The following is a 22359-nucleotide window of genomic DNA, read 5'->3' as shown; positions in this document are numbered from 1 at the left end:
GGGCGTGACACAATCTTGGAACGCTTGATGGATTACCCCCTAATTGAGAGAAGGCTGAGACTGAATGTCGCGCGCCCATGATAAAAATGATGTTTAATCTTCGTTTCTTTTTTTCCTAATCAATCTTTCCAAATCGCGCGCGCAAGGCGCCCAGACCAACGGCTATCGTCTAAGACAAAGTAGACATCCATCGTATCGATGTAGTGATTGTCTTTGTCTATGAAAGGGAAGACGGTGAGTTTTTTAACGTTTTCTTGGCTTCGCTCAGGCTCCCCATCTCGGCTACGCCTTGGCAGTAAGGTAAAGACAGAAGGTGGGGCGAGACGAGATTGAGGAGAGACGGTGGCGTTGCCACTGTCTCCGGTATAACCGTATAGGTTGTTTCGAACCTCGTTCATGGTGACGCAACCTGAAACGCCGCCGACCTTATCGCAACTGTATTCACTCTCAAAGCCCGCGCTGCAACCGGTCAGACCTAAGAGGATCGATAGTGAGAACAAAGAATGCCTATTCATGGTTATTCCTCACGCCCAAAGCCCACGTCGCTTAACCCTTGTTGGGTTATTTTTTGCGCTAATGGATTGATGGGGGCAGTTTGAGTGGTTTGTGGAAGAGAGGGAGCGTTGGTGATGACATCCAAGAGCTGGTTGCTGTGGGAGACTTGCTCACGCTGCTCATTCATGCGTGTTTCGTATTCATCGGCCAATAGGGGATCTAATGGAAAGCCTTCCAAAAAGACAATATTGACGATGGCACCAGGATTGACTTCCACTATCGGATGATAGAGCTCGGCCAGTTTGATGTAGTAGTCCGCCAATTTGCTGCCAACGCTTTCCGTGGCGCCGCCAAGCAGATTCAACCCAATTTTATCGCTGTTGATGCTTTGACTTGGTCCGAGCGCCGTCGGTGTCGTGGTTTGTGCCAGGGCTTTACCCGCATCACCGACACCTTGCAAGATCCCCGCAATGCCGGCCATTTGAACGATTTTACCGTTTTTCATGATGGTGGTACCGCGAATACCATTGCGCCCAAAGTTAAACACGGTCGCATTGACGGGGATATCGAGAATATCGCCATTAGGGTGGATGCAGCTCATTCTATTGGTGCGAGCGACGCCGCGACTGGATGAGATTTCGCCGTAAACGGCACCGGTGATCGTGCAATTCTTTAATTTGGATTGCTCACCGTTGGGTAAAATACCCTGATTGACGGTCTGAAAAACAACCGGTGAGGTATCCCCTTGTCCAGAGACGCCCCCATTAGCATCTGCGCCTCCGGTAACCACGGCGGTCACAAAGGTGCCTGTTGGCACGTAGTTATCGGTCGTGCGACGGGATTGGCTCTCCTCTACACTCGCTTGCCAGTGAAATTCAAAACTATCAAAGGCATCCCCGCTAAAGGCCACATCATCTTGCTCTTGGTACTGGAACTCATTCACCTTGGCGGTATCTATGTTGCTATTAATGGCCGGTCTTGGGGGCAGTTTGTATTGGCCAAAGGTGCTTCCCTGATGGATCTCTACGCTATGTTGATTCGAAGGATCGCCTGCATTGAGGGCTGAGGCTAATTGCGTCTCAAGTTGGACCTTGAGCGCGTCAACTTCATCGAGCTTTTGTTGCATCTGCTGCTCAAGCTCCGTCAATTGCGATGCTTTATCACGCTCATTGGCTTTTTTAATATTCTCCAACTCAGAGGTTAAGCTTTGTCCAAAGCGACTTAAGGTGCCTTCGAACCGCGCTAAGCTTTGCTCGATTTGGTTGATTTTATCTTGTTGAAACGTCAGGGCGGACTGGTTGTCTTTGTCGGTAAAATCATCGGTGACGACAGCACCAAATCCGACGTCTTGAATGTCCTTGCTTTGCTCTTGGGGAGGCAATGTTAACCGCCAAACAGCAAAAGCCAGGGCGGCAAGCACCAGCAATACCGTGAACGTAATGGTGCGATTGCGCTTTCTTGTTACGGCATTGACCGTGCCACCGTCTTCAAAGTCACCGTCGGTATCTTTGAAGACGCGTTTTTTAAAGCGGTCAAAGGCGTCTTTGGGTTTATCGATCATGGGTGGCGCCTCCTCCGGTAATGAGATAGAGCGTGGTGGTTTGCCCAGGTTTTAACTGATAGGTATCGAGCGCGGCTGAGCGTGCGGAATAGCTGTAGAACTGTGCGGTGGTCAGTGTCATGTCACTGCGGCTTTGATTTTTTAGTTGATAAACCACCCCAGAGTAATCACGACCAACGAAGACCGTTTGAGGGATGATGGCCAGTGACGCTGCATCTTTGGGTAAGGTTTTGGGGTCAACGTCGTGACGTTTAAAGCCGGCGATGGGGGCGCCATCATGAACAAAACGCATCATGGCTTTGGTGAGCGCTGTCATGGCGGCGGGGTAATCCGCGGCCTGCTCAGTAGGGCTTTGCTGCTCTTTATAGTTTTGCGACCAAACAAACTCCGTGACCAAAGACGGGGTGGCTTTGGGGGTAATAAACAGCGCAAACAATCGCCCTTTTTCTGTCGTCAGGTGCGCGGTAAACGGTAAGGGAAGGTTAATTTTTAAGGTGATAGAGCCGGAAGCGTCTTTTTGGTTGCCCGTTGAGGTGCAAAATCCTTTCGGGCAGACGATCGAAATAATACGGTCATTTTTGACCAGCAAACGGTTCACGTTAATGGAAGAGAGTGACAAGGGGATCGTGTCACCTTCGTCAAACTCATAGCTCACCATGGCGGCATTTTCAGCCAGAGCAAAAGAGGGGATGAAAAATACCACCCAAAGCGCGATGGACAAAAAATAAGGGTGCCATTGCGGCGATGGGGTGAATGATTGCTCATAAAGATTCATCGGTGTCGACCTCGACTTCTTCAATGGAGAGTAAACCTATGACGCCTTGGTCATAGCTAAAGTTGACTTGATACCACTTCATCTCCGGCTCTAGGGCGCGTTGGCCTACGTGCTTTTGGAGTTTCCCATAGAGTTGCACTTGGAGCGTGTTGAGAGAAATACGGACAGACTCGACAGAAAATTGGCTGCTGATGTTGTCTTTTTTAATTACCGTGGCTTCTCGAAGCAGCTTAGGTTGAACGATGTGCCAGCTTGTCTCGTCTAAATATTCAAGTAACTGGCCAAACTGACGTCCAACGCTGGTTGGCGTAATGTTGAGTTTCAAGTAGAGAAGATAATCCGCCATTTGCTCAAGATAAGGCTCATCGACTGTGCCATCCGACACCGTAAAGGCTTGAGAGAGGGACGGTGGGATTAGGGTGCGGCTCTGATGGGTAAGGGCTCGATAACTGGTGTAACCCAACACCAGGTTAGTGATAAGCATGAAAAGAAAGCCTGCACTCAAAAAAAGATTGAGGAGGCTTTTGACGGCCAGCTTATCCCGTTTAACAAACGGATCCATGATGAAGAGTCTCCTTAGAAAATCCAGTAACGACGACAGGCTGAGGGGGTACGCTTAAAGAGGGTGGGACTGACAAAAGAAGCCCCCCACCAATAGAGTGACAGGGTCACGATGTTGTCACCGTATTGCGCTTTGATGTAACGCAATCCCCCAAACCAAGCCAGCGATAATGTCAGCCCTATCATTTCGTGTTTAAGCCAGAATGAGAGGCCAAAAATGCAGAGGGCAGGAATGAGTTCATCAACAGGGAAACCGAGCCAGCGGCGACCTTTGTTCATGTGTTTTGGGATAGAGAAAAACTGATGAGGGTCTTCCATTGTGACTCCTTAGCCTAAACCGACGAGTGGCGCTCCAACATTCCACAAGACTGAGCCACCAATAAATCCGCCAACGGCTGCAAACCAGTTACGGCTCATCAGTCCAGTGACGACCGCCCCCGCAAGGCCTGTGCCTAGCATGGCGGTTTCAACCGCAGAGCCTTTGCCCGCCGTGTCTTTCATGGCTTGTTTACCTGAAGCGAAGATATCGGCAGCCAGAGCAGGCTGAGTGATAAGAAGTGTCGAAACAGCAACGCCAAGCCCGACAAGGAGGGTGCGCTGGGTGCGTGTTTTCATAATAAGTATCCTTATTGAGTGATAAAATTATCAAGTACATGGTCAGGATGGAGGGAAAGGGGGCTCCCTACCACATCCTTAAGAAAACATCGAAGATTTCGCGTACTTCAAACCACGATTACGGCTCACATGTTGCTTCCAATTTTGAGCGCTAATGATGGTGTTCTTAAGCTTCCGATAACGTTTTTTACAAGCATTATTTGAGGTTGGGAGAGTGAGACGATTAACTGACTGAGCTTGTTTTTGAACCGCGACCAAATGAACGCCCTTCCAATAGAAAGGAAATGCAAGGTGCCCAGTAAAAGGCAACAAAGCGGCAAACGCCATGTGTTCACGCCCAACCGTTCCCAGTTCTTTGACGCTGACAAAATCACCTTGTTTAACAAAGTGGCCTAATAAACTCGCGGCCTCATCTTCACGACAATATCCGTAGATAATTTGCATCGTTCACACTCCTTGTTAGGACATTGTTTTGTTCTTTTAAAAAACAAAACGATGGGCTCTCTTTCAAGAGCCGTGCTACAAACTGGCTTGAGCATTCTTGTAGTAGAAGGCGCACATCCAAAGGATGTGGTGTCTGGTATTCCCAAGTAACTCTATTTCACCACTCAACCAGCGTGCTTAATTGAGTAGAAAAACAGCCTTGGACGTCGCCCCAGAGAGGGCTCCTGAATTTGTTAGGCATATTACGCAGGCCTGCGCCCCTCTGCGGCGCTTTTTGCAATAGTGAAGGCAGCCCACCTTCGAGGCCATCTGAGGTAATAATCCCAGACGGCAATCTCATTCGTTACAGCGACCAATTAGGAAAACGTTTGAGGTGATCTTCTAATCGAAGTTTCCCTTCGCGCTTTTTGGCCCGCTCTGCTCTTTTCGCCGAGAGCGTTAACGTTTTATTCGCCTTTGATGAAAGATTAAAAGCGATACCGACTTCCTTGTTCTCAACCATACATTTTGATTTAAAATTCATACAAAAGTCTTCCTAAATAGACAAAACCGAAATGACCACGTTCAGGTCGAAACATCGATGAGCCATTTCATCGTTCAACAGAGCCTAAATTTTAAGTGGTTTGTGATTTACTTCTCATTTCTTGCATTTTACATAATGTAAATAATACGCACCAAATTAAGATGCTGATTTTAAAGAAAATAAATTTGCATTTACTGTTGGCGCTATTTTTATTACGCATAATTAATAGATTAATTATTTTAATTTCCCTCCCTCAATGTGCTATAAATTTTTCTAAGGTTATTTGTTATCTTTTTGTTATTTATGGATTTTTCACATCTGCGTATTATTTACATTATGTTAAGGGAAAAATCCCAAGGCACACTTAGCGTTTGAAATATCAGGCGACGAAACGCTATGCTTACCTGAGGTCTATAAGGTTAAAACACACGACATTGCTTACTCCTGAGTGCCCAATGTCGTGTGTTTTTTCTAGGATTTAGAGTGTGTTAGAGGTGGTACTCTGACTATATAGCACTCGCAAAAAAGCCGTCTCCCCAACAGTAGACGGCTTTTTTGTGTCTAAAAAACCAGCGTTTGATTTCTTTTCTCGGTTGAGAGAGGTTGAAATTTCACCGTTTGGACGACTAATCCGAACAGCTCTAAAAACTGTTGGACCTCAAAATATGACTCATTTGACTCAATCATGGCATGGGCTAAAGCCCAAACAACACATTCTCAATCACACCGCTTGTTTATCCCTCGGGATGAAGTGCTGTGTGTTTTAAACGTGGACGGTGAATGTTATGAAGACGCCTGGACACGACTCCTCCCCTACCCCCTCCGATAAATCGAGTTACGATGCAGAGGATCGCCGCAAGCGTAAGGATCGGAAACGGGAGTTGATCGAATTGCATCATCGTGTCGTTGCAGAAGAGAACGCGCGGAACCCTAAGACGCCTTTTGAGATAGGACTCAAGTCTCGCCGGTTGCTTCGAAGTGGTAAGGTAGAAATCCTACCGCCAGAATACGGGCGGATCTTCAAAGCGCTCGAAGAATTCATTACTAACCCCAATCGCTTCCCGTCGCTCAATGCATGGGGCGGTGAAGCGATAAATAATGTGCAGAGTCGCACCTTAATTGCGAAAGCATTAGCGTGCATGTTGCCGAACACCGACCTCATTGGCGGGCGTGTTGGTTTGCCCACCGAAGCGGGGTTGAAGCCCATCAGCTACGATCAGCTTCAAGAAGAGTATGCGTTGCGCTTTGGCGAGTATATTTCGCCCAAATCCTTTGCGAAAGTGATGAAGTATTTGCAGCGTGCTGGCTATTATCACAGTGAGCGGATCAATGTGTGTGTCGACCAAGACGAAGGGACGATACACAGTGCCCCTTCATACAAACAGTTTACCATTCGTTTCTTTAATGACTTAAAAGTCGTGCGTTACCCCAACATCAGCGAATTGATCCTCGCGACACGAAAACGCCAAACAAAGAAGGGACTGAACTTTCATTGGCTGTCTTTTCGTAAAATCGCGTCAGGAATACAAGAGATCTTCAATGCGTCAACATTAAACACGTACGCTCAAACAACCTCCGCCTTTTTTAGTGAGTATCAACCCGACCTTGCCCCTAAGTTAAAGGGCGATTTTTGTCTCCGCGAAAGCGGAGGGATCCGCACGTCTGAACCTTTCTTACCCTGTTTTATCTCTCATTTTTCTTGTTTTACCCACCTCGTTATTCGTGGATCGCGTGTCCGTTGAGCGTTATTCGGGACAGAGTTTTCTATTCACCGTCTTTCATAAGAAAGGTAGTGCAAGAAAGGCTCGATAAAAACAATCGCTACAATCGTGCTCAATAAGGCGCTGCACTTATGAACACTACGTATGAACATGAATAACAATATGAATAAAAATATAAATATTTAAGAACAAGCAAGATGGTATGGCTTAGCAGGACCAGGGTTTTGTACAGTTCATATTGCAGCGCCATAAGAGCAGTCTCGTCTTGTGAGAGGGTATCCTTCTTACATTCATTAAAATGGTCACAGTTTGTAGTTACGACTTAAACAAACGATTTTACAAAAGGAATGGGCATTCGGTTTGCCGGCGTTAGAGGATAATTTAACCTCAAGAACCATAAATTAGTATTAAGTTCAGTGTGTTTGGGTCAAGCACTTGATGTCATTTTTGACCTCAAAAAACTCAAAACCAATCTCCACTCTCGCTTGATGAAAACGATTGAACAAGAGTTACTTGACGCTCTTGATCGCCCTTTTTTGAATGACATAGACAAAGTCGAAGCGGTATGCGAAGAATATGAGGCCTATCAGGACAAAGTATTTAAGAAAGAAAAACTGCAAGCGCTCAATGACGCTTATCGAGAGCTTGAAAATGGCATGAAGGACGCGTTCGACGCTGACATTGAGTTACCCGAAAAAGAGATCCGCACAATATTGGCTTCTGAAGACCCAATTGCCATCGACGCTTTGATCCGTGCTTTATGGAACTCTTATGCTGCCCGTAATAACAACTCATTGCCACCACGGGACCAAATTGAGGGCGAGTGGAACGATTTTGAATTCGATTATATTGAGAATGAAGCCTACGAATCGCTGAACATCAAAGAAAAGTTTCAAGGCGCACAACTCAGCAAAATGTACAAACGCATTGCCAGTGTTATCCATCCGGATAAAGAGCCTGATCCGTCAAAAAAAGAAGAGAAACATCGTTTAATGCAAACGCTGGCACTGGTCAAGCAAGAGCATGATGTGATGACCTTAGTTCGAATGTTGATAGACTATGTCCCCAACTCTGAGCACCTCCTTGATGACGCGACGCTAATCAAAATGGGCCATTTACTCGAAATGAAACTCCGAGATTTAGATCAAACTCACCATGACATCTTTAATCAACAAGGGTTGAAATCGCACGTTTGGAGACGATTCTCTGCGCCAAGTAAGAAGCAGACACAAGCCAAAATGGAAAAGTATATTGAAATGATCGATAACACGATGGAGTTGATGAAGAAAAGAAGCCAGAAGGGAGGTGCGTCCATCACATCAAAACCTATTGCATGTACAATTTTTTATTACATAGATAAGTCAAACAACTAGTTATGTTTTTTATTAATTAATAACCTTCAATTCTTGATGTTTGTCACGTTTATACCTATTACTATCAGTTATTTAAATAATGTTAATAAAAACCTTGATGAAAATCACAATTTATAATAATAAATTATTAAATAAATTAAATTATTAGGTAATAAATATGCGTCTCTTTAAAAGCACATAAAACATTAACTTGATGTTAAAAAAATCAACATATATTATCCGCACCTCTTTCGAATATAGCAGTGAACAATACTTAATCGAATGTGACTTCTACAAATATTTTGATTTTTAACCAATTCACCCAAAATAAATTTCAATCAAAGAGCATAGTATGAAATATATAGATCTTCGAAGTGATACCATTACAGAACCTACGGATAATATAAGAGAGGCCATGAGAAATGCTATAGTTGGAGATGACTGCTTTGGGGACGATCGAGCTGTAAATGAGCTGCAAGAATATTGTAAGAAATTTTTCAGAACTGAAGATGCTTTGCTGACGTGTGGCGGAACGATGAGTAACCAAATAGCTTTACTTGCTCTAACTAATGCAGGAGATGAAGTTATTTTAGATGCTAGCTATCATATCAATTTTTTTGAATCCGGGTCATCTTCAAGATTAGCCGGCGTGTGTTTCAACCTAATTAATACGGAAGATGGAATATATAACGTTGATAATCTTGATAAGGCTATTAATACAAAAGCAAGATGGAACAATAACTACCCTCATCCTAAAGTTATTTGCTTGGAGAATACCGTTGGCTCAAAAGGTGGCTCGGTTTTTTCATTAGAAAAAATAAAAGAGATTAGCCGTTACGCTAAACAACGTGACATATTTTTGTACCTTGATGGCGCAAGAATACTCAATGCGTCTGCCTACAGCAACGTTCATCCGAGCGAATACCTACAGTACGTTGATGGCATGTCGATGTGTTTTTCCAAAGGTCTCTGTGCACCATTAGGGTCCATCATGGTCGGGAAGAAGTCGTTCATTGACAGCGCCAGGAAGTACCGGAAATGGATTGGTGGTGACATGCACCAGTTTGGTGTTGTTGCGGCCCCTGCACACTACGCTTTGAAGCATCACTGGGAATTGGTGGGGGATGATAATGATAAGATGAACGCTATCTACCTGAGCCTCCGAGGGTTAAATGGTGTGGACTTGATTTACCATGGGACCAACATGATGTACATCTCTGCGCAGTCTCTTGGTACTACGGCACAAGACTTCGTTGCTCTGGCTGAGGAGAGAGGGCTAAAAATGATTGCATGGGACGACGATAAAGTGAGGTTGGTAACCCATTTTCATGTGAAAGAAGAAGACGCCTTAGTGGTCAGCCAGACCTTGCTTGACATCATTGCCCACTATCAGGAAAAGCTGACATTAACATGTGAGCCTTCACTATGAAATTTTTAGGCTTGGTGAAAGACTTTATTGGGATACCTAAAATTGTAAAAAGTCTCATGCTTTCCTCATTAGCATTGACTGTTGCAAGAGCAATGAGTATTCCCTTTTTTGCAATATACCTAAGTTTAGAAGCGGGTCTTAAACCCAGTGATGTTGGATTATTTATAGGCAGTGCGATATTTATTTCAACCGCGATAGGCGCAATAGGAAGCACGCTGTCTGACATTTTAGGCAAGCGTGTCATGTTGTTGGTTTCATTATTATCCTGTTCAATTTCATTATCTGGACTGTATTTTTTTGATTCGTTGTTACTACTTTATGTTTCTAACCTATTTTTTAATATAGGCTATTCAATATTTTCACCAATATCAAAATCAATCATCTCAGAAACAGTGGACCAAAAGAATAAATTTCGCGCATTCTCAATTAATTACATCCTTATTAATGTAGGTTGGGCTGTCGGGCCTTTGTTGGGAGTTTGGCTAACAGGAGAAAAACATAAATCTGTCTTTTTGGCTGCATCTTTTATTTTCTTTTTAGTTTTTCTTTACTATTTAATTTTTGTTAGTAGTGAAGAACCGAAAGAGAAAAAAATAGAATCCCCAAGCATGATAAATATAATTAATGTTCTAGTTCAGGATAAATATTTATTATTATTTATTATCGGAGGAATCGTTTTGAGCACTGTCTATAGCCAGTTTACGGTCTATTTATCTCAATACTTTATTCTGACGGATCATGTTAATAGTACGAAGTTTCTTTCTTATATGGTTACGACCAACGCGCTTTGTATTATTTTCGTCCAACCATTGCTCATTAGCTATACAGAAAAGATTTCGCCGACTGTGAATATTTTTCTCGGAGGCTTTTTATTGGCATTAGGTCAAATTGGCTTTTTCCTCTCTGGGGATATTACACACCTCACCCTCGCTATGGTGGTATTTACGGTTGGGGAAATTCTCATTATCCCTAATCAGTCCGTTGTCATCGATAGAATTGCACCGGACGAGATGAAAGGCGCGTATTTTGGTGCGCAAAATTTACAAACACTCGGTTATTTCCTGTGCCCATGGGTCAGCTTACTGATCCTTGAAAGCCATGGCAGCAATACGATGTTTCTAACGCTGTCAGCCCTCAGCGTTGTCGGTGCACTCTTCTTTGTCGGCAAAAACGAGAAGAATTTAAATTCAGTTTAAAGGTTAAATAAAATGTATAAAAAGAAAGATTGTTTCATTATCGTTGATGGTTACGGGACCGGAGCGCATTACGCTAAGTACTTAAGCAGTTTTGGGATTGAGTCGCTGCATGTGGAATCGTTCTCGGCGTCAGAAGGGGTATTGAGCTCCTATTGTGGAGGTGACTACATAGGTAATGTTACTTGGGGTGGTGATATTGAGAGGGTTCTTGAGAAGCTCAAAGGTCGAAATATCTTGTGTGTGCTACCGGGTAAGGACCATGCTGTGGAACTGTCGGACATCATTTCCCATCAGCTAAACTTGTCATACTCAAACATCTTTGGTCTATCAAAAGCGAGACGCAATAAGTTTGAAATGCAAGAAGCTCTGCGAAAGGCTGGTGTTCGCTCGATAGTTCAGTTCAAATCCGACAATGTGGATGGCATCTTTTCTTGGATAGACAACGACGAGAACAACTATCCTTATATCATTAAACCGCTAGAAAGTGCTTCATCAGATGGAGTGCGAATTTGTCACAATCAAGAAGAGATTAACTGCGCATTTGACAACATCTACCTCAACAAGAATGTCTACGGAAATACCAACAAGGAAGTCCTAGCTCAGTATTATCTCGACTCTGATGAAATTGAATACTGCGTTAACACTGTTAGTCTCAATGGGCAGCACTTTGTCAGTGAGATCATCCGAGTGTATCGAGTGCGTATCGACAACAGTCCAGTACATGACTACAACGAATTGTTGTGTCCTATCGAGGACAGCGAGACGTTTAACTTATTGGCAGATTACATCTACGAGTGCTTAGACGCATTGGGTATTCGAAACGGTGCAGGCCACAGTGAAGTGATGATCACGAGCGAAGGTCCAACGTTACTAGAAACTGGTGCTCGCATGCCGGGACGTATTGATTTATCCGCCTACACTAAAGCGATGGGTCATAACCAATTATCCGTATTGTTTGAGTCGATCTTAGATCCGGAAACGTTCAAGGAACGAGTTAAGAAAGGTCGTCGCAAACTCAAAACCAACTCCAGTTGCGTTTTCTTTATTTCTGATAGAGAAGGCACTGTTGTCCAACCCTTCCCTACTGATGAGCTCGTCGAGAATTACACTCACTTCCATAGTTTTTACTGGGGCGCAGGTAACACGATCGAAAAAACAATCGATTTTACCAATACCCCAGGACAAATGTTTTTACTTGGTGAGGACAAGAACGACATCAAAGCGGAGAGGCTCAAGTTTAGAGAACAAGAAGACTCTTACTATCTTTCTATGATTTAAGCGGATGGATAGATCCGAAAACATTACTCCACTCACTCTAGGAAAGGTTATTGTCCAAGGCCATGAATTATGTTGACTTTAAATCCAAAATTAAACGCATAGTCAATGATTATGTAGAAACCAATGAGTTACGGGATCCTAGGTTGGAACCCGATCTAAGAGAATTGTATCAAAGGCTTGGTCGAGAGCAATTGCTGGCTCCCGCGTGGAGCCAACGATTCGGTGGGCTGGACTTAGGCCAGCCAGCCAATTTATTTGTTCTTGAGGAACTGGTAAGCCGAGGCTTATCTGAAACATTATATTTACTTAGCGTGCACTTTGTCGGTGGCCTACTCAATATAGCGGGTAGCGAATCTCAGAAGAAGAGATTTTTGCCAGAGATCGCAGCAGGGCGGACGTTTTTTTCCATTTTATATACAGAACCAACGTCTGGGTCTGATCTTGCATCGCTGCAAAGTCATGCGGTTGTATCCGATGACGGCACGTTCGTCATCAATGGGGAAAAAATTTACTCGCTCAAATCACAGCAAGCCGATCACGCTTTGTGCGCCATCCGAACAGACTCCAACAGTGGCGGTCATAATGGCCTCACGTTGTTCATAATCCCACTTAATGATGACTGCGTCAGTATTGAGCCGTTGGACTCGATCAGTGACGAAAATTTCTGTCGGGTAAGGTTCGACAATCTAATAGTCTCTGCCGAGGATATTGTTGGAGAAATAGATAAGGGTTGGGCCCTTATCACGGAAGCCATTTCCCTTGAACGAACCGGTTTTGATTACTACATCAAAGCCGAGCGATTTTTTCATCTCTTACTTGCATCAAGCGCCTACTTTCATGATGGCGCTTGGGATGAAGATTATGTCAAAACGTTAGAGTTTGAGCTTCGTTGTGCGAGAAAGCACGTCGATGCGGTCTTGAGTGATTTTTTTGAGCAAGGAAAAGTTAGCGAGTATCAAGGGTCAATTGCGAAGCTAATCTCAAGTGAATTGGCGGTAAAGATCATAAATTATGTCCACGATAACCTTGACCAAACAGCCGTGCTCGTTAACGAACCACAGTTTTATAACAACATTAGTGCTGCTTATCGCGAGTCGCAAGGATTGTTACTGTCTGCAGGCAGCTCTGAGATGATGCTTGAAACCATTGCGAGGAAATCCATTTATGAAGAAGGTGTAACATGAATATTGTATTTGAGGCAACGTTAGAAGATTCCTTCAATACACTCTATGCCGACGATTTTTTTCAGACGGATGCGCATTCATTTATGGGCACCTCACTCAGTGAGGACAGCCTCATCTTCCATAAGCCAAGGTCTCTTGGTGGGTTTGATTTGGGTGAAAAGCATCGACGAATTTTAGTGAATCAGTTCGCGCGTAAAGCGCCATATTTACAGGAGCTTGATAAGTTCAGACTCATTGACGTGTTGTCATTATGTCCATCGCGAGAGCGCGATTTAGATTTAGATGCTGTCACACCGATTATCTTGGATCATCACTCTCCTTCTCATGTAGCGATTACGAAGGATAATAACGGGTTTCGATTAGAAGGTCTCATTGGCCGAGCGCAAATGGTGAGCCCATCACTTTGTATCGTGTTTTTCCACGAGCAAAACGTCTATCTCTATCGGATCCTTGCGGATGAGGTGTTCATAAAGGATCAAGGGGCCAACCCAACAGGGTTAGTCGGCGATTTGCTGCGCGCCAAAGACTTACACCTTGATGATAGTCAACGTATTGCTCAAGTCAAGTTGAGTGAAGCGGATTATCACCAATTGATGCGCCAAGCCCGAATGGATTTGATGTCGTTTTCTTTAGGCTATTGCCATACTTTACTGAGTCTATGTAAACGCAGGTTAATCAAAAAAAAACAGTTTGGAAAACACCTGCATGAACATCAATATTTACGACTTAACTATGCCTCACTGTTGGCTCAGTACACCGTTTTTGAACAGGGTTATCATGGGTCCAACTATCCAAATCAAGGGCTTGATGCGATTAAATCCTTACTGCTCGCGATTTTTAGAACCACGGTACACATCCACGGTTGCCATGGCCTGACTGCGGAGTCGGCAGTCTATGAATTCTTCGCAAAAACCACGGATCTTTCAGAGAGAATTAACAAGGTAGTCTCGGATGGAAACTAGAATGAATGAGATTTATGACAGGGTCACCAAGCTGCCATTTACTCAACGCCAAAAAATCATCAATCTTATTGATGCGAAAACACCCTCCTCCCAAGTTGAAGTAAAAAACTGGCTGGTTCTGCCTGACTTTTATGAAGACAAGCCGTTTGCGTGGCTGGAGACAAAGTCAGAGTTTACCTTTGATCGTAGTGAGAGTATGGTCTCTCAGATCGTGTTGTCATACATGTTGGTGTTAGCTCGCTATTCTGCTACGGACAGTTTTGGTTTGCGTGCTCAGCTGTTGGACACACAGGTAACGCTTGCGGTTAACTTGCCAGAAAACCTCAGCCAAGAGCAAGCTTTTACCGATAAGGCCATCCCTTTAGCTGGACGACTTCCCTTGTACGTCGAACCGTCCTGCCTCCGAGAAGTGGACGACCATGAAGCGGCCTCTAATTTTGGTTTCTCGTATAACTCACACGAACACATCGACAACTGTGACGTGGTGTTGCAGATCGCTGAATGCAAAGAGCGGATTAAGGTCAACATTGGATATAATCCCAATGTTTACCACGAGAGACTGGTTACTGGCATGATGGGGAAAGTGAACGCTTGTGCCCGCGCGTTTACTCGTAGAGAAAATGTGGATGACGCGGCGGTGTTTCTGCCAACTGGGGAAGAGTTGAACACATTGTATTCCTTCTCTTTTGGAGAAAGCTTACCTATAAATATGCCGTCTATTCTTCCTCAAATTCTGGCGATTATCGCGGCTGGTCATGAGCGGACTTGCATCATGAATCACAAGGAGACGCTGTCGCACGATGTATTTCACGAGAAAGTAAAGCAGTTCTACCTAAAGCTTGAAAGGCTAGGGATCCGCCGAGGAGACAGGGTCTGTCTCTATTTACAACGCAGTCCTGAGGCGGTCGCCGCCATCATTGCGATACTCTCTTTAGGGGCTACGTATATCCCCGTCGACATCAAGAGCCCTGAGAGTCAGTTAGTGTACATCCTTGGGGATAGCCAAGCCAAACTTCTGATCACTGACCTCATCGAGTGGACGGTCAGACCGTCGACTCCGTCATTGCTGGTTCAAGAAGTCGAAACTGTTTCAGGGTGCAACTTTAACATCCCCGACTTGCTTTATCGCCCGAGTGAGCTGGCTTACATCATCTACACTTCTGGTACGACGGGGAATCCCAAAGGCGTGAAAATATCGCACGGCGCGTTGGCCAACTTTGTTACGGGGATCTCAAAAGACTATCGGATTACTGAGCACGATACCGTACTTCAGTTTGCCTCTCTTGCGTTTGATGTCTCTGTCTTCGACATGTTTTGTAGTTTGTTTAATGGATCTAAACTGGCGATCCTTCCCGATGAATACAAGGCCGATCCGCAAAAGATAGCGACGTTTATCTCACAGAAAGGGGTAACCGTCGCGGAAATTCCGCCAGTGCTGTTAGATTATCTCAAACAGCACCTTTCGCAATTGAGCTCGCTCCGCTTGTTGTCATTGGGGGGGGAGAAGTTCAGCAATACCGTCACCTTAGCATTTACTCGAGCAGGTATTGAAGTCATCAATGGTTACGGGCCGACGGAAACGACGGTGGCCGTCACCACCTATCGATGCCAAGACAATGGGGAAATCAATCCTTCGATCGGAAGGCCATTGCCCAATGTGAGAGCGTTTGTTTTAGATGAGCAACATATGCTTGTTCCGCTAGGAATGCCAGGACTGTTGTTTATTGCTGGACCAAGTGTTGCTCAAGGGTACTTAAATCTGGATAAAGTGACGAAACAAAGCTTTGTTAATGTTGATCTCCCATGGGGAGAAAGCGTGAATGCTTACAATACGGGTGATGTCTGCCGATTTCGAAATGATGGTAACCTTGATATTTATGGGCGAAATGACCGACAGGTCAATATCAATGGGCATCGAGTCGAGTTACTACAAATTGAAAATACGGCTTCTTCCATTCATCTGGTCGAGCAGTGCTCTGTTATCCATGATAAAGGTACACTTTACCTCTTCTATACGACGCAACCAGAGCTGCACATTGTCCCGGAATCGCTTCTTTCGTTAATCAAAGATGAGCTGCCTTACTACATGTGGCCGTCGAAAGTCATTCATGAACGCGAGATCCCGTTGACGCTGAGTGGCAAAGTCGATGAGGCTAAGTTGAAAGAGTACATTGAGCTAATAACAAAGGACTGCGATTCCGAGGAACATAGCACCACGATGAACGCGGTAGCGGCTATCGTTCGTCAAGCCATTCCTACCTTTGAAGGGGGTGTAGAGGATGATTTCTTGAACAGTGGTGGCGATTCTTTGGCCATTATCCAAATAGTGTCTGAGATCAAGAAGGTGACGGGGATTGAGCTGACGTCTCCCCAAGTCTACTCCAATACCACACTATCTTCTTTAGTCACGTTGCTTGAAACAAACGGCCAACTTACGACAGAGTCTGCTAAATATGAGCTAGCGCGATTTCTCGATGAGTTGTGGCTACTCAAATGCCGACCCGTAAAAACACCACAGCAAAGATTAGTGTTTTTCCATTGCGCGGGAGGATCGCCCTATGATGTTAAGTCGTGGGTACGACGTATTGAATCGCACGTTGAAGTGTTTTCGGTCCACTTACCAGCGCATGGGAACCGGAAATCGGAGCCGCCAATGTCCTCAATTGCCGAGATGGCCGAATCGTTATCCCAAGAACTCGTCAACTTTGGAGACATACCGACCACGTTCGTCGGGCATAGCATGGGCGGGCTCTTAGCCTATGAAACCGCTCGACAGCTTCAACTTAAAGGTGTGGCTGTAGATAACTTGATAGTAGTCGCTTCAAGAAGCCCCAATGTGGTTCCTGAGACCAAGATTAGCGATGAAAAAGACGACGATAAGTTTCTTAATAAGTTGTTTAGTTTTGGCCAGCCTACGCAAAAGGTGGCTAGTGCTGAGTTATCGGAACTTACCCAATGTCTTAGAGCCGATGCTGTCGCTTCAGAGCATTACGTAATGGTACCCAATGGCACACTGACATCAAACTTGCATCTGTTGTTTGGCAAAAATGACACATTTACAACCGCTCAACATCTAGACGAATGGGCTAAGTACACGCAAGGAGCCGTACATCAATACTTGTTTGAAAGTGGTCACTTCATCATCGATGAGTGCACCGAGCACTTTGTACAAATCGTTTGCCACGTACTTAATAACAACGCACAGTCATACTAGGAGTTAGAAAGTGAATTTCTTTAGTCGCATGTTAAAGCACATTGCACGTAATGAAAACCTGATCAGCACATTCAATCAGGATCCAATGGCCTATGAGGCTCTTCTAAAACCCGCAAAACGATACATCGTTGAACATGAGAGTGAAGCGATAAAATTGGCGTCGCGTTACGAGGAGAAAGGGTACGCGATGTCACTCGAGTACATGGGGGGAGAAGACAGTAAAACACGAGAACTTTGTGAGATAAACACACTGCAATTTGTTCACTTGGCCAGCCGCTGTGAGCGGCTGACACCAGGGACAAACCTGTGTCTCGATCTTTCGACGATTGGACTCGTATTGGACCGCGATTTCGCTCTAGAAAATCTAGAAAAAATCTGTTGCGCTGCTCAAAAGACCCAGTGCAACGTAATCATTAGCATGGAAGAATTCCATAAAGTCGATGATATTTTGTTTGTTTATTACGCGGTGTCAGAGAAGTACGATAACCTAGGTATTACCTTGCAAGCATACTTACATCGAACACAAGATGATCTATCTGATCCACGATTTGCTCGGGGTATAGTTAGGCTGGTGAAAGGTGTTTATTCAGTTTCAGAGCGTATCGCTATTCAGGAAAAAGCCCATATACGAGAAAAGTATCTTGAGTATCTCACTCAGCTTGTCAAGCAAGAAGTTCCCGTTCTTGTTGCCTCTTGTGACGAAGAGTTGATCGAAGCCATCCTCGGCAACGAACAGCTCTCAAAGGCGTCGATAACCTTTGAAATGTTACATGGAGTTCGTCCTGAGTTGTTAAAACAGATAAAAGACCAGGGATATCAGACGAGAATTTATCTGTGCTACGGAAAAGAGTGGTATACACACTTTTTCAATCGCTTATCAGAAAAACCTGAGAATGTGATTCAAGCGATAACAGACTTACAAAACGAGCAAACTGTCGTCCATCCCTACTAAGAGTTGACAGGTTACGTGGCGTCAATGTTGACCATTCTAGGATTTATCTACGGGTGTAAAAGAATGCGTCTGAAATCGCGAAACAATTGCGATGGTACTAGAACACGTAGCCGATCATGGCAAATTGATGATATTTACATCATAGTCAAGGTATGTTTGATGTACCTCTATCGAGTAATCACTCGCTTGGTAAAACGGCCGACTTCTATTTGTCCCTCACTCGTAATAGTAGGGAGATACAACGGTTTATGGGTTGAAACAACAGATTATTTTTTTCAGATGTTAACAACAAGCTAAACAGGTCGGCATCACTCATTGGAGTTCTCTTTCAACAATGATTTGATGCTTTATACGCAGAGCGTAGATTCAATCCAAGATGGGTTGAATAACTCCGCATTCTACAACGTTGCAAAAATTAATGGTGTGCCGAGGAGGGCTATTTTGTCACCTCATTTTATACGTAAACTTTGAAGATATTGAAGAGTCAATTCAAAAAGGCAGCTCTCTCGTGCACTCTCACCTCCGACCTGTTAAGGGGTGAATTTAAATAACAATTTAATTTCAAGCGCTTAATTAAGAAATAAAACCTAAAAAATTTCCATGTAGTAAATATGTAGCTTTATAGTTCTACAGGCTTGATTCACCACAACTGCTTCTGAAACTCAAGGGATTAATATCAGCAATGCCATAATTTTCCGCGGATAAAGCTCAAGTTATAGTCAGTGGGGTTGAATGGGTCGAGTCGAGATACCCTACCCCTGGATAGAACGAAGCCTCAGTATAAATTCTGAGGCTTCATAGTAAAATGTAGCAGTGTTGGATCGAGGCCCACGGATTTGCAAAGCTTCGTTCAAAGTATGTTCCAGGGGTATCCAAGTACCTACCTGGCCACGTTCCGAGTGGACAAGCGACGCATGTTTTACGGCATACTTTTGCTTCGCATTTTATGATGAACAAAGGGGATATTTTGGTGTTACAGCGTATTCTTGGACACACCAAAATTGAGCAGACAATGGCGTATTCCCATTTTTCACCAGAACATTTGATCCAAGCGGTGCACCTCAATCCATTAAGAATTAATGGCGACAAAATGGCGACAGACACTGTAATCTACCGTTATTTAGCGGTTTTATTCGTAAGAAAGGCGGCAGTTTTCACTGTCGCCTTTTGCTATTTAGAGCCTAATTTTATCTATTCCCAATCAAGAATAACCTTGCCAGAAAGCCTACTACGCATAGCATCGAAGCCTGCTTGGAAATCATCAATTTTGTAGTGATGAGTAATAATTGGTGTTAGATCTAAACCTGACTGAATCAAGCTTGCCACTATATACAAAAACAAAAATAACCACTAAATATCAATAGTTTAAATTATTTATCAATTATGAATGGCGATAAAAAAGGCAACAGTTTACCTGTTGCCTTCTGATATTCAAAACCGGTAGTAACCTACTCCCAGTCTAAAATTACCTTACCAGACATACCAGATCGCATCATGTCGAAGCCTTTCTGGAAGTCGTCCACTTTGTAGTGGTGAGTAATGATTGGCGTTAGGTCTAAACCTGACTGAATCAAAGGTATTAATCAATTAAACAAATATTTGAGAACGGTTACTTTCCATTGAACCGGGAGTTAAAAAGAGGCTTAATCCTGGAACTAAATCAAGAAGCTACGATCTGATCAGCTACATCCATTAATCGTCGTCACCTCATGCCTAAACCTCGTTACAAAACAACTAACAGGAAGCAAAGCAAACAAGGCAAGCGTACTAGCTTGTCCAGATTGACGTTTGCCTATACTGAGTATCAAGCACTCACCATATACTCATCACCTCAACTTGCTCCCCCACATAATCATGCGCACACTTAAAAATACACTTTTACGCGCGTTAATATGCTTGAAATTGCATTTTATCGTACATTTTTATGTAATAAACATCGAGCATGAAATTGCTATCACTAAGGTGGCTAGATGAAACGAACACTGCTTGAAAACCTACTTACCTGGAAAGGCAAGCCAACTAGGAAGCCTCTGCTGATTGACGGAGCTAGACAAACTGGCAAAACATTCTTATTACAGGAGCTATTAGGAAGTACATTCGAAAATGTCCTAAGGATCGATTTTTTAGAGAGTCCTGAGTTAATGGAAGCTTTTTCTGGATCTTTAAATCCTGATGACATCCTCACCAATATTGAACTCTTAACAGGGCAAACCTTCGAGCCATCTACAGATCTACTTATTTTAGATGAAATTGGTGAATGCCCTAGAGCGGTTACCGCTCTTAAATACTTTGCAGAAAAAGCTCCCAAAGCTTATGTTGCTGCAAGTGCTTCCAATATTGGATTGCTCACCTCCTTCCCTGTTGGAAAAGTTGAACAGCACAACTTAAGGCCACTGACTTTCAGAGAGTTTTTGTGGGCATCTGGAGAGAAAGCTCTCAACTCAGTATCATTGACCGAATTGAAGCCGTCTCTGAAGTCCATCGAAACTTAATTGAGGGCTACATGCGTGATTTCGGAAAATACTCTGGAAAAGTGGATGCGCAACTCATCGAATCTGTATTTAGAAGCATCCCAGCCCAGTTATCTTCAGTCTTCGATGATTCCGTTAAACGGTTCAAATTCAAGGGAGTTCACGAACGCAAATCTCGTTATGCTGAATATGAAAGTGCGATCACATGGCTTCACAAATGTCGACTTGCATTAAAGAATCATCCTATTGAAGGACAACCTCGTTCTCCTTTAGCTGCTTATCAGAAAGAAAATACGGTTAAACTGTTTCTCTTTGATGTAGGGCTATTGAATCATATGCTCGGCACGGGATACCGTGAAATCAAACAGCAAGGCTATGAATACAAGGGATATGTCGCAGAAAACTATGTTCAACAAGAAATCACCGCGCTAGGTATTGAACCCAGTTTCTCTTGGGGAGACGCAAGAGCTGAGATAGAGTTCATCATCGCTGATGAGCTAGGCCGTATTGTGCCTGTAGAAGTAAAGAGCGGTAAACGAACCCGTGCAAAATCATTGCAGTCTTACATCGAAAAGTGCAAGCCCCACAAGACGATCAAACTTACAGGTACTCAAGGCTCTCCAGCAACAGAGAAAGAGCACATAGTGCTGCCACTTTACTACACTGAATACTTACTTGCTCACCTAAGAGACCTAGATAAAAGTTAAGTGAGTAAGTAAATATTCATTAAGATCGAAGAATCCATGATATGAGCAATATTTGGCTCATATCATCTGAATAAGCTTTTGATTTAAGAGTTGTTCTAAAGCTGTCCTCAAAAGTAAGCGCATCATAAACCCCACATTCTAATCACCTAGCCCAAATACTAAGATCAACTCTCCAACCCAAAGGAGAGTTGAAATGGCAAAACGACGTACTAACCAAGAGTGGCAAATACTCATTGAGCAATCAGAATCCAGTTCCCTATCAACACTAGCGTTTTGTAAGCAAAATGCTCTCAACCCTTCAACTTTCTACGCAAAACGCCAACAGCTCAGAAAACTAATGAAAGTTATGGTTGAAAGTGACCACATAACAATGGAGAAGGTAAGAAGTATCGTTAATTTTTGGGCTTACTCTGATGATCTTCCGAATAGAAACTTTCGAACTGACTACGAACAAATGTTTGGCGAGCCTTTTGAGTAAATCTTTAAATTTGGGTATGTAAGACGGCTTCACAGCAACAACTGGCAAACTAAACATAAGTTACTTAAATTACACTTTTAAATAATTTCTTATACAGACACTTCAAAAGTGATTTATAATGAACTTATATTTTGGGGCGACCCCAATTGTAACAAAAGTACATTAAAAGGCACTTATGAAAAAAGGTAAGATGGTAAAGGCACAACCTATGCCTGATTTGAATACCGAGTTCAGTAAGGAAACGCTGGGAGCCGCCATTCGCTCAAAGCGCACCGATAGAGGCTGGCGTATTGATGATCTTGCTTCAAAAGCCAATTTAGGTGAGTAGGCCACCGGAACCTCCCCGATAGCCTCTCGCAGAACCGTACGTGAACCTCTCAGCTCATACGGCTCCCATCAAGCAAAACTTCTTGATGATCCAAATTTCCAGTGCGGAAACAA

The 22359-nt window shown here is 43.8% G+C and carries 18 protein-coding genes and 5 pseudogenes; 13 read left to right on the top strand and 10 right to left on the bottom strand.

Annotated elements, in window-relative coordinates; genetic code table 11:
- Nucleotides 1-119: 119 nt before the first annotated feature.
- The 8 genes from traV to H5300_RS06515 all read right to left on the bottom strand — a co-directional run bounded on the left by traV (nt 120) and on the right by H5300_RS06515 (nt 4974).
- Complete coding sequence (gene traV, locus H5300_RS06550; RefSeq protein WP_182795667.1) at nt 120-515, bottom strand: type IV conjugative transfer system lipoprotein TraV; 396 nt, start codon at nt 513-515, stop codon at nt 120-122.
- Nucleotides 516-517: 2 nt separating this feature from the next.
- Nucleotides 518-2056 carry a TraB/VirB10 family protein gene (locus H5300_RS06545; protein ID WP_182795666.1) on the bottom strand — a complete coding sequence of 513 codons (1539 nt, stop codon included), beginning with the start codon at nt 2054-2056 and terminating at the stop codon, nt 518-520.
- Complete coding sequence (traK, locus tag H5300_RS06540; RefSeq protein WP_182795665.1) at nt 2046-2831, bottom strand: type-F conjugative transfer system secretin TraK; 786 nt, start codon at nt 2829-2831, stop codon at nt 2046-2048. The genes H5300_RS06545 and traK overlap by 11 nt, the downstream gene beginning before the upstream one ends.
- Nucleotides 2818-3393 (bottom strand): type IV conjugative transfer system protein TraE, encoded by a 576-nt coding sequence (gene traE, locus H5300_RS06535; protein WP_182795664.1) that lies wholly within the window; start codon nt 3391-3393, stop codon nt 2818-2820. Before traE ends, traK begins: the two co-directional genes overlap by 14 nt.
- Nucleotides 3394-3407: 14 nt before the next feature.
- Nucleotides 3408-3710, bottom strand: a complete 303-nt coding sequence (gene traL / locus H5300_RS06530; RefSeq protein ID WP_048660447.1) for a type IV conjugative transfer system protein TraL — start codon at nt 3708-3710, stop codon at nt 3408-3410.
- Nucleotides 3711-3719: 9 nt separating this feature from the next.
- Nucleotides 3720-4007, bottom strand: coding sequence for a type IV conjugative transfer system pilin TraA (gene traA, locus H5300_RS06525; RefSeq protein ID WP_048661539.1), 288 nt, complete (start codon nt 4005-4007; stop codon nt 3720-3722).
- Between the two features lie 78 nt (nt 4008-4085).
- On the bottom strand, nt 4086-4451 hold the full coding sequence (locus H5300_RS06520) for a hypothetical protein (protein WP_108167668.1): 366 nt from the start codon (nt 4449-4451) through the stop codon (nt 4086-4088).
- A 343-nt stretch (nt 4452-4794) separates the two neighbouring features.
- Nucleotides 4795-4974, bottom strand: coding sequence for a TraY domain-containing protein (locus H5300_RS06515; RefSeq protein WP_136984473.1), 180 nt, complete (start codon nt 4972-4974; stop codon nt 4795-4797).
- A 785-nt stretch (nt 4975-5759) separates the two neighbouring features.
- On the opposite strand from H5300_RS06515, the gene H5300_RS06510 reads away from it, so the two are divergent.
- The 10 genes and pseudogenes from H5300_RS06510 to H5300_RS06465 form a co-directional block, all read left to right on the top strand.
- On the top strand, nt 5760-6716 hold the full coding sequence (locus H5300_RS06510) for a hypothetical protein (protein WP_182795663.1): 957 nt from the start codon (nt 5760-5762) through the stop codon (nt 6714-6716).
- Nucleotides 6717-7183: 467 nt separating this feature from the next.
- Nucleotides 7184-8068: a hypothetical protein gene (locus tag H5300_RS06505; RefSeq protein WP_182795662.1), complete on the top strand. Its 885-nt coding sequence runs from the start codon at nt 7184-7186 to the stop codon at nt 8066-8068.
- Between the two features lie 331 nt (nt 8069-8399).
- Nucleotides 8400-9476 carry a low specificity L-threonine aldolase gene (locus H5300_RS06500; RefSeq protein ID WP_182795661.1) on the top strand — a complete coding sequence of 359 codons (1077 nt, stop codon included), beginning with the start codon at nt 8400-8402 and terminating at the stop codon, nt 9474-9476.
- Nucleotides 9473-10672 (top strand): MFS transporter, encoded by a 1200-nt coding sequence (locus tag H5300_RS06495; RefSeq protein ID WP_182795660.1) that lies wholly within the window; start codon nt 9473-9475, stop codon nt 10670-10672. The genes H5300_RS06500 and H5300_RS06495 overlap by 4 nt, the downstream gene beginning before the upstream one ends.
- A 12-nt stretch (nt 10673-10684) precedes the next feature.
- A complete protein-coding gene (locus H5300_RS06490) occupies nt 10685-11950 on the top strand; it encodes an ATP-grasp domain-containing protein (protein WP_182795659.1) in 1266 nt (421 codons plus the stop codon).
- Nucleotides 11951-12000: 50 nt separating this feature from the next.
- The gene (locus H5300_RS06485; protein ID WP_182795658.1) at nt 12001-13134 is read left to right on the top strand and encodes an acyl-CoA dehydrogenase family protein; all 1134 of its coding nucleotides are present in this window, start codon (nt 12001-12003) and stop codon (nt 13132-13134) included.
- Nucleotides 13131-14096: an acyl-CoA/acyl-ACP dehydrogenase gene (locus H5300_RS06480; protein WP_182795657.1), complete on the top strand. Its 966-nt coding sequence runs from the start codon at nt 13131-13133 to the stop codon at nt 14094-14096. Before H5300_RS06485 ends, H5300_RS06480 begins: the two co-directional genes overlap by 4 nt.
- 1 nt (nt 14097) lies before the next feature.
- Complete coding sequence (locus H5300_RS06475) at nt 14098-17310, top strand: amino acid adenylation domain-containing protein (RefSeq protein ID WP_182795656.1); 3213 nt, start codon at nt 14098-14100, stop codon at nt 17308-17310.
- A 10-nt stretch (nt 17311-17320) separates the two neighbouring features.
- Nucleotides 17321-18262, top strand: a complete 942-nt coding sequence (locus H5300_RS06470) for a proline dehydrogenase family protein (RefSeq protein WP_182795655.1) — start codon at nt 17321-17323, stop codon at nt 18260-18262.
- A gap of 880 nt (nt 18263-19142) precedes the next feature.
- Nucleotides 19143-19334: pseudogene (locus tag H5300_RS06465) on the top strand (tyrosine-type recombinase/integrase); the annotation flags it as partial.
- 119 nt (nt 19335-19453) lie between these two features.
- Here the strand turns inward: H5300_RS06465 and H5300_RS06460 are convergent.
- Nucleotides 19454-19594, bottom strand: a pseudogene (locus H5300_RS06460) (L-threonine 3-dehydrogenase); the annotation flags it as partial.
- A 116-nt stretch (nt 19595-19710) separates the two neighbouring features.
- Nucleotides 19711-19836 (bottom strand): annotated as a pseudogene (locus H5300_RS06455) (L-threonine 3-dehydrogenase); the annotation flags it as partial.
- A gap of 396 nt (nt 19837-20232) precedes the next feature.
- Here H5300_RS06455 and H5300_RS06450 point away from each other — a divergent pair.
- The 3 genes and pseudogenes from H5300_RS06450 to H5300_RS06440 form a co-directional block, all read left to right on the top strand.
- Nucleotides 20233-21440 (top strand): annotated as a pseudogene (locus H5300_RS06450) (ATP-binding protein).
- Between the two features lie 193 nt (nt 21441-21633).
- Nucleotides 21634-21918, top strand: coding sequence for an IS66 family insertion sequence element accessory protein TnpA (tnpA, locus tag H5300_RS27855; protein ID WP_259397604.1), 285 nt, complete (start codon nt 21634-21636; stop codon nt 21916-21918).
- Between the two features lie 175 nt (nt 21919-22093).
- Nucleotides 22094-22237, top strand: a pseudogene (locus tag H5300_RS06440) (transcriptional regulator); the annotation flags it as partial.
- Nucleotides 22238-22359: the final 122 nt, after the last annotated feature.

Source organism: Vibrio sp. SG41-7 (assembly GCF_014164465.1).
Taxonomy (GTDB): Bacteria; Pseudomonadota; Gammaproteobacteria; order Enterobacterales; family Vibrionaceae; genus Vibrio; species Vibrio splendidus.
Note: the sequence above shows the minus strand (reverse complement) of the source record. Positions and strands in the feature narration are given on the sequence as shown.

Coding starts and splice junctions, on each gene's coding strand:
- H5300_RS06545 (WP_182795666.1), bottom strand. CDS start 2,056: ATGATCGATAAACCCAAAGACGCCTTTGACCGCTTTAAAAAACGCGTC.
- H5300_RS06515 (WP_136984473.1), bottom strand. CDS start 4,974: ATGAATTTTAAATCAAAATGTATGGTTGAGAACAAGGAAGTCGGTATC.
- H5300_RS06505 (WP_182795662.1), top strand. CDS start 7,184: ATGAAAACGATTGAACAAGAGTTACTTGACGCTCTTGATCGCCCTTTT.
- traL (WP_048660447.1), bottom strand. CDS start 3,710: ATGGAAGACCCTCATCAGTTTTTCTCTATCCCAAAACACATGAACAAA.
- H5300_RS06510 (WP_182795663.1), top strand. CDS start 5,760: ATGAAGACGCCTGGACACGACTCCTCCCCTACCCCCTCCGATAAATCG.
- traE (WP_182795664.1), bottom strand. CDS start 3,393: ATGGATCCGTTTGTTAAACGGGATAAGCTGGCCGTCAAAAGCCTCCTC.
- H5300_RS06480 (WP_182795657.1), top strand. CDS start 13,131: ATGAATATTGTATTTGAGGCAACGTTAGAAGATTCCTTCAATACACTC.
- H5300_RS06500 (WP_182795661.1), top strand. CDS start 8,400: ATGAAATATATAGATCTTCGAAGTGATACCATTACAGAACCTACGGAT.
- H5300_RS06495 (WP_182795660.1), top strand. CDS start 9,473: ATGAAATTTTTAGGCTTGGTGAAAGACTTTATTGGGATACCTAAAATT.
- H5300_RS06490 (WP_182795659.1), top strand. CDS start 10,685: ATGTATAAAAAGAAAGATTGTTTCATTATCGTTGATGGTTACGGGACC.
- traV (WP_182795667.1), bottom strand. CDS start 515: ATGAATAGGCATTCTTTGTTCTCACTATCGATCCTCTTAGGTCTGACC.
- traK (WP_182795665.1), bottom strand. CDS start 2,831: ATGAATCTTTATGAGCAATCATTCACCCCATCGCCGCAATGGCACCCT.
- H5300_RS06475 (WP_182795656.1), top strand. CDS start 14,098: ATGAATGAGATTTATGACAGGGTCACCAAGCTGCCATTTACTCAACGC.
- traA (WP_048661539.1), bottom strand. CDS start 4,007: ATGAAAACACGCACCCAGCGCACCCTCCTTGTCGGGCTTGGCGTTGCT.
- tnpA (WP_259397604.1), top strand. CDS start 21,634: ATGGCAAAACGACGTACTAACCAAGAGTGGCAAATACTCATTGAGCAA.
- H5300_RS06520 (WP_108167668.1), bottom strand. CDS start 4,451: ATGCAAATTATCTACGGATATTGTCGTGAAGATGAGGCCGCGAGTTTA.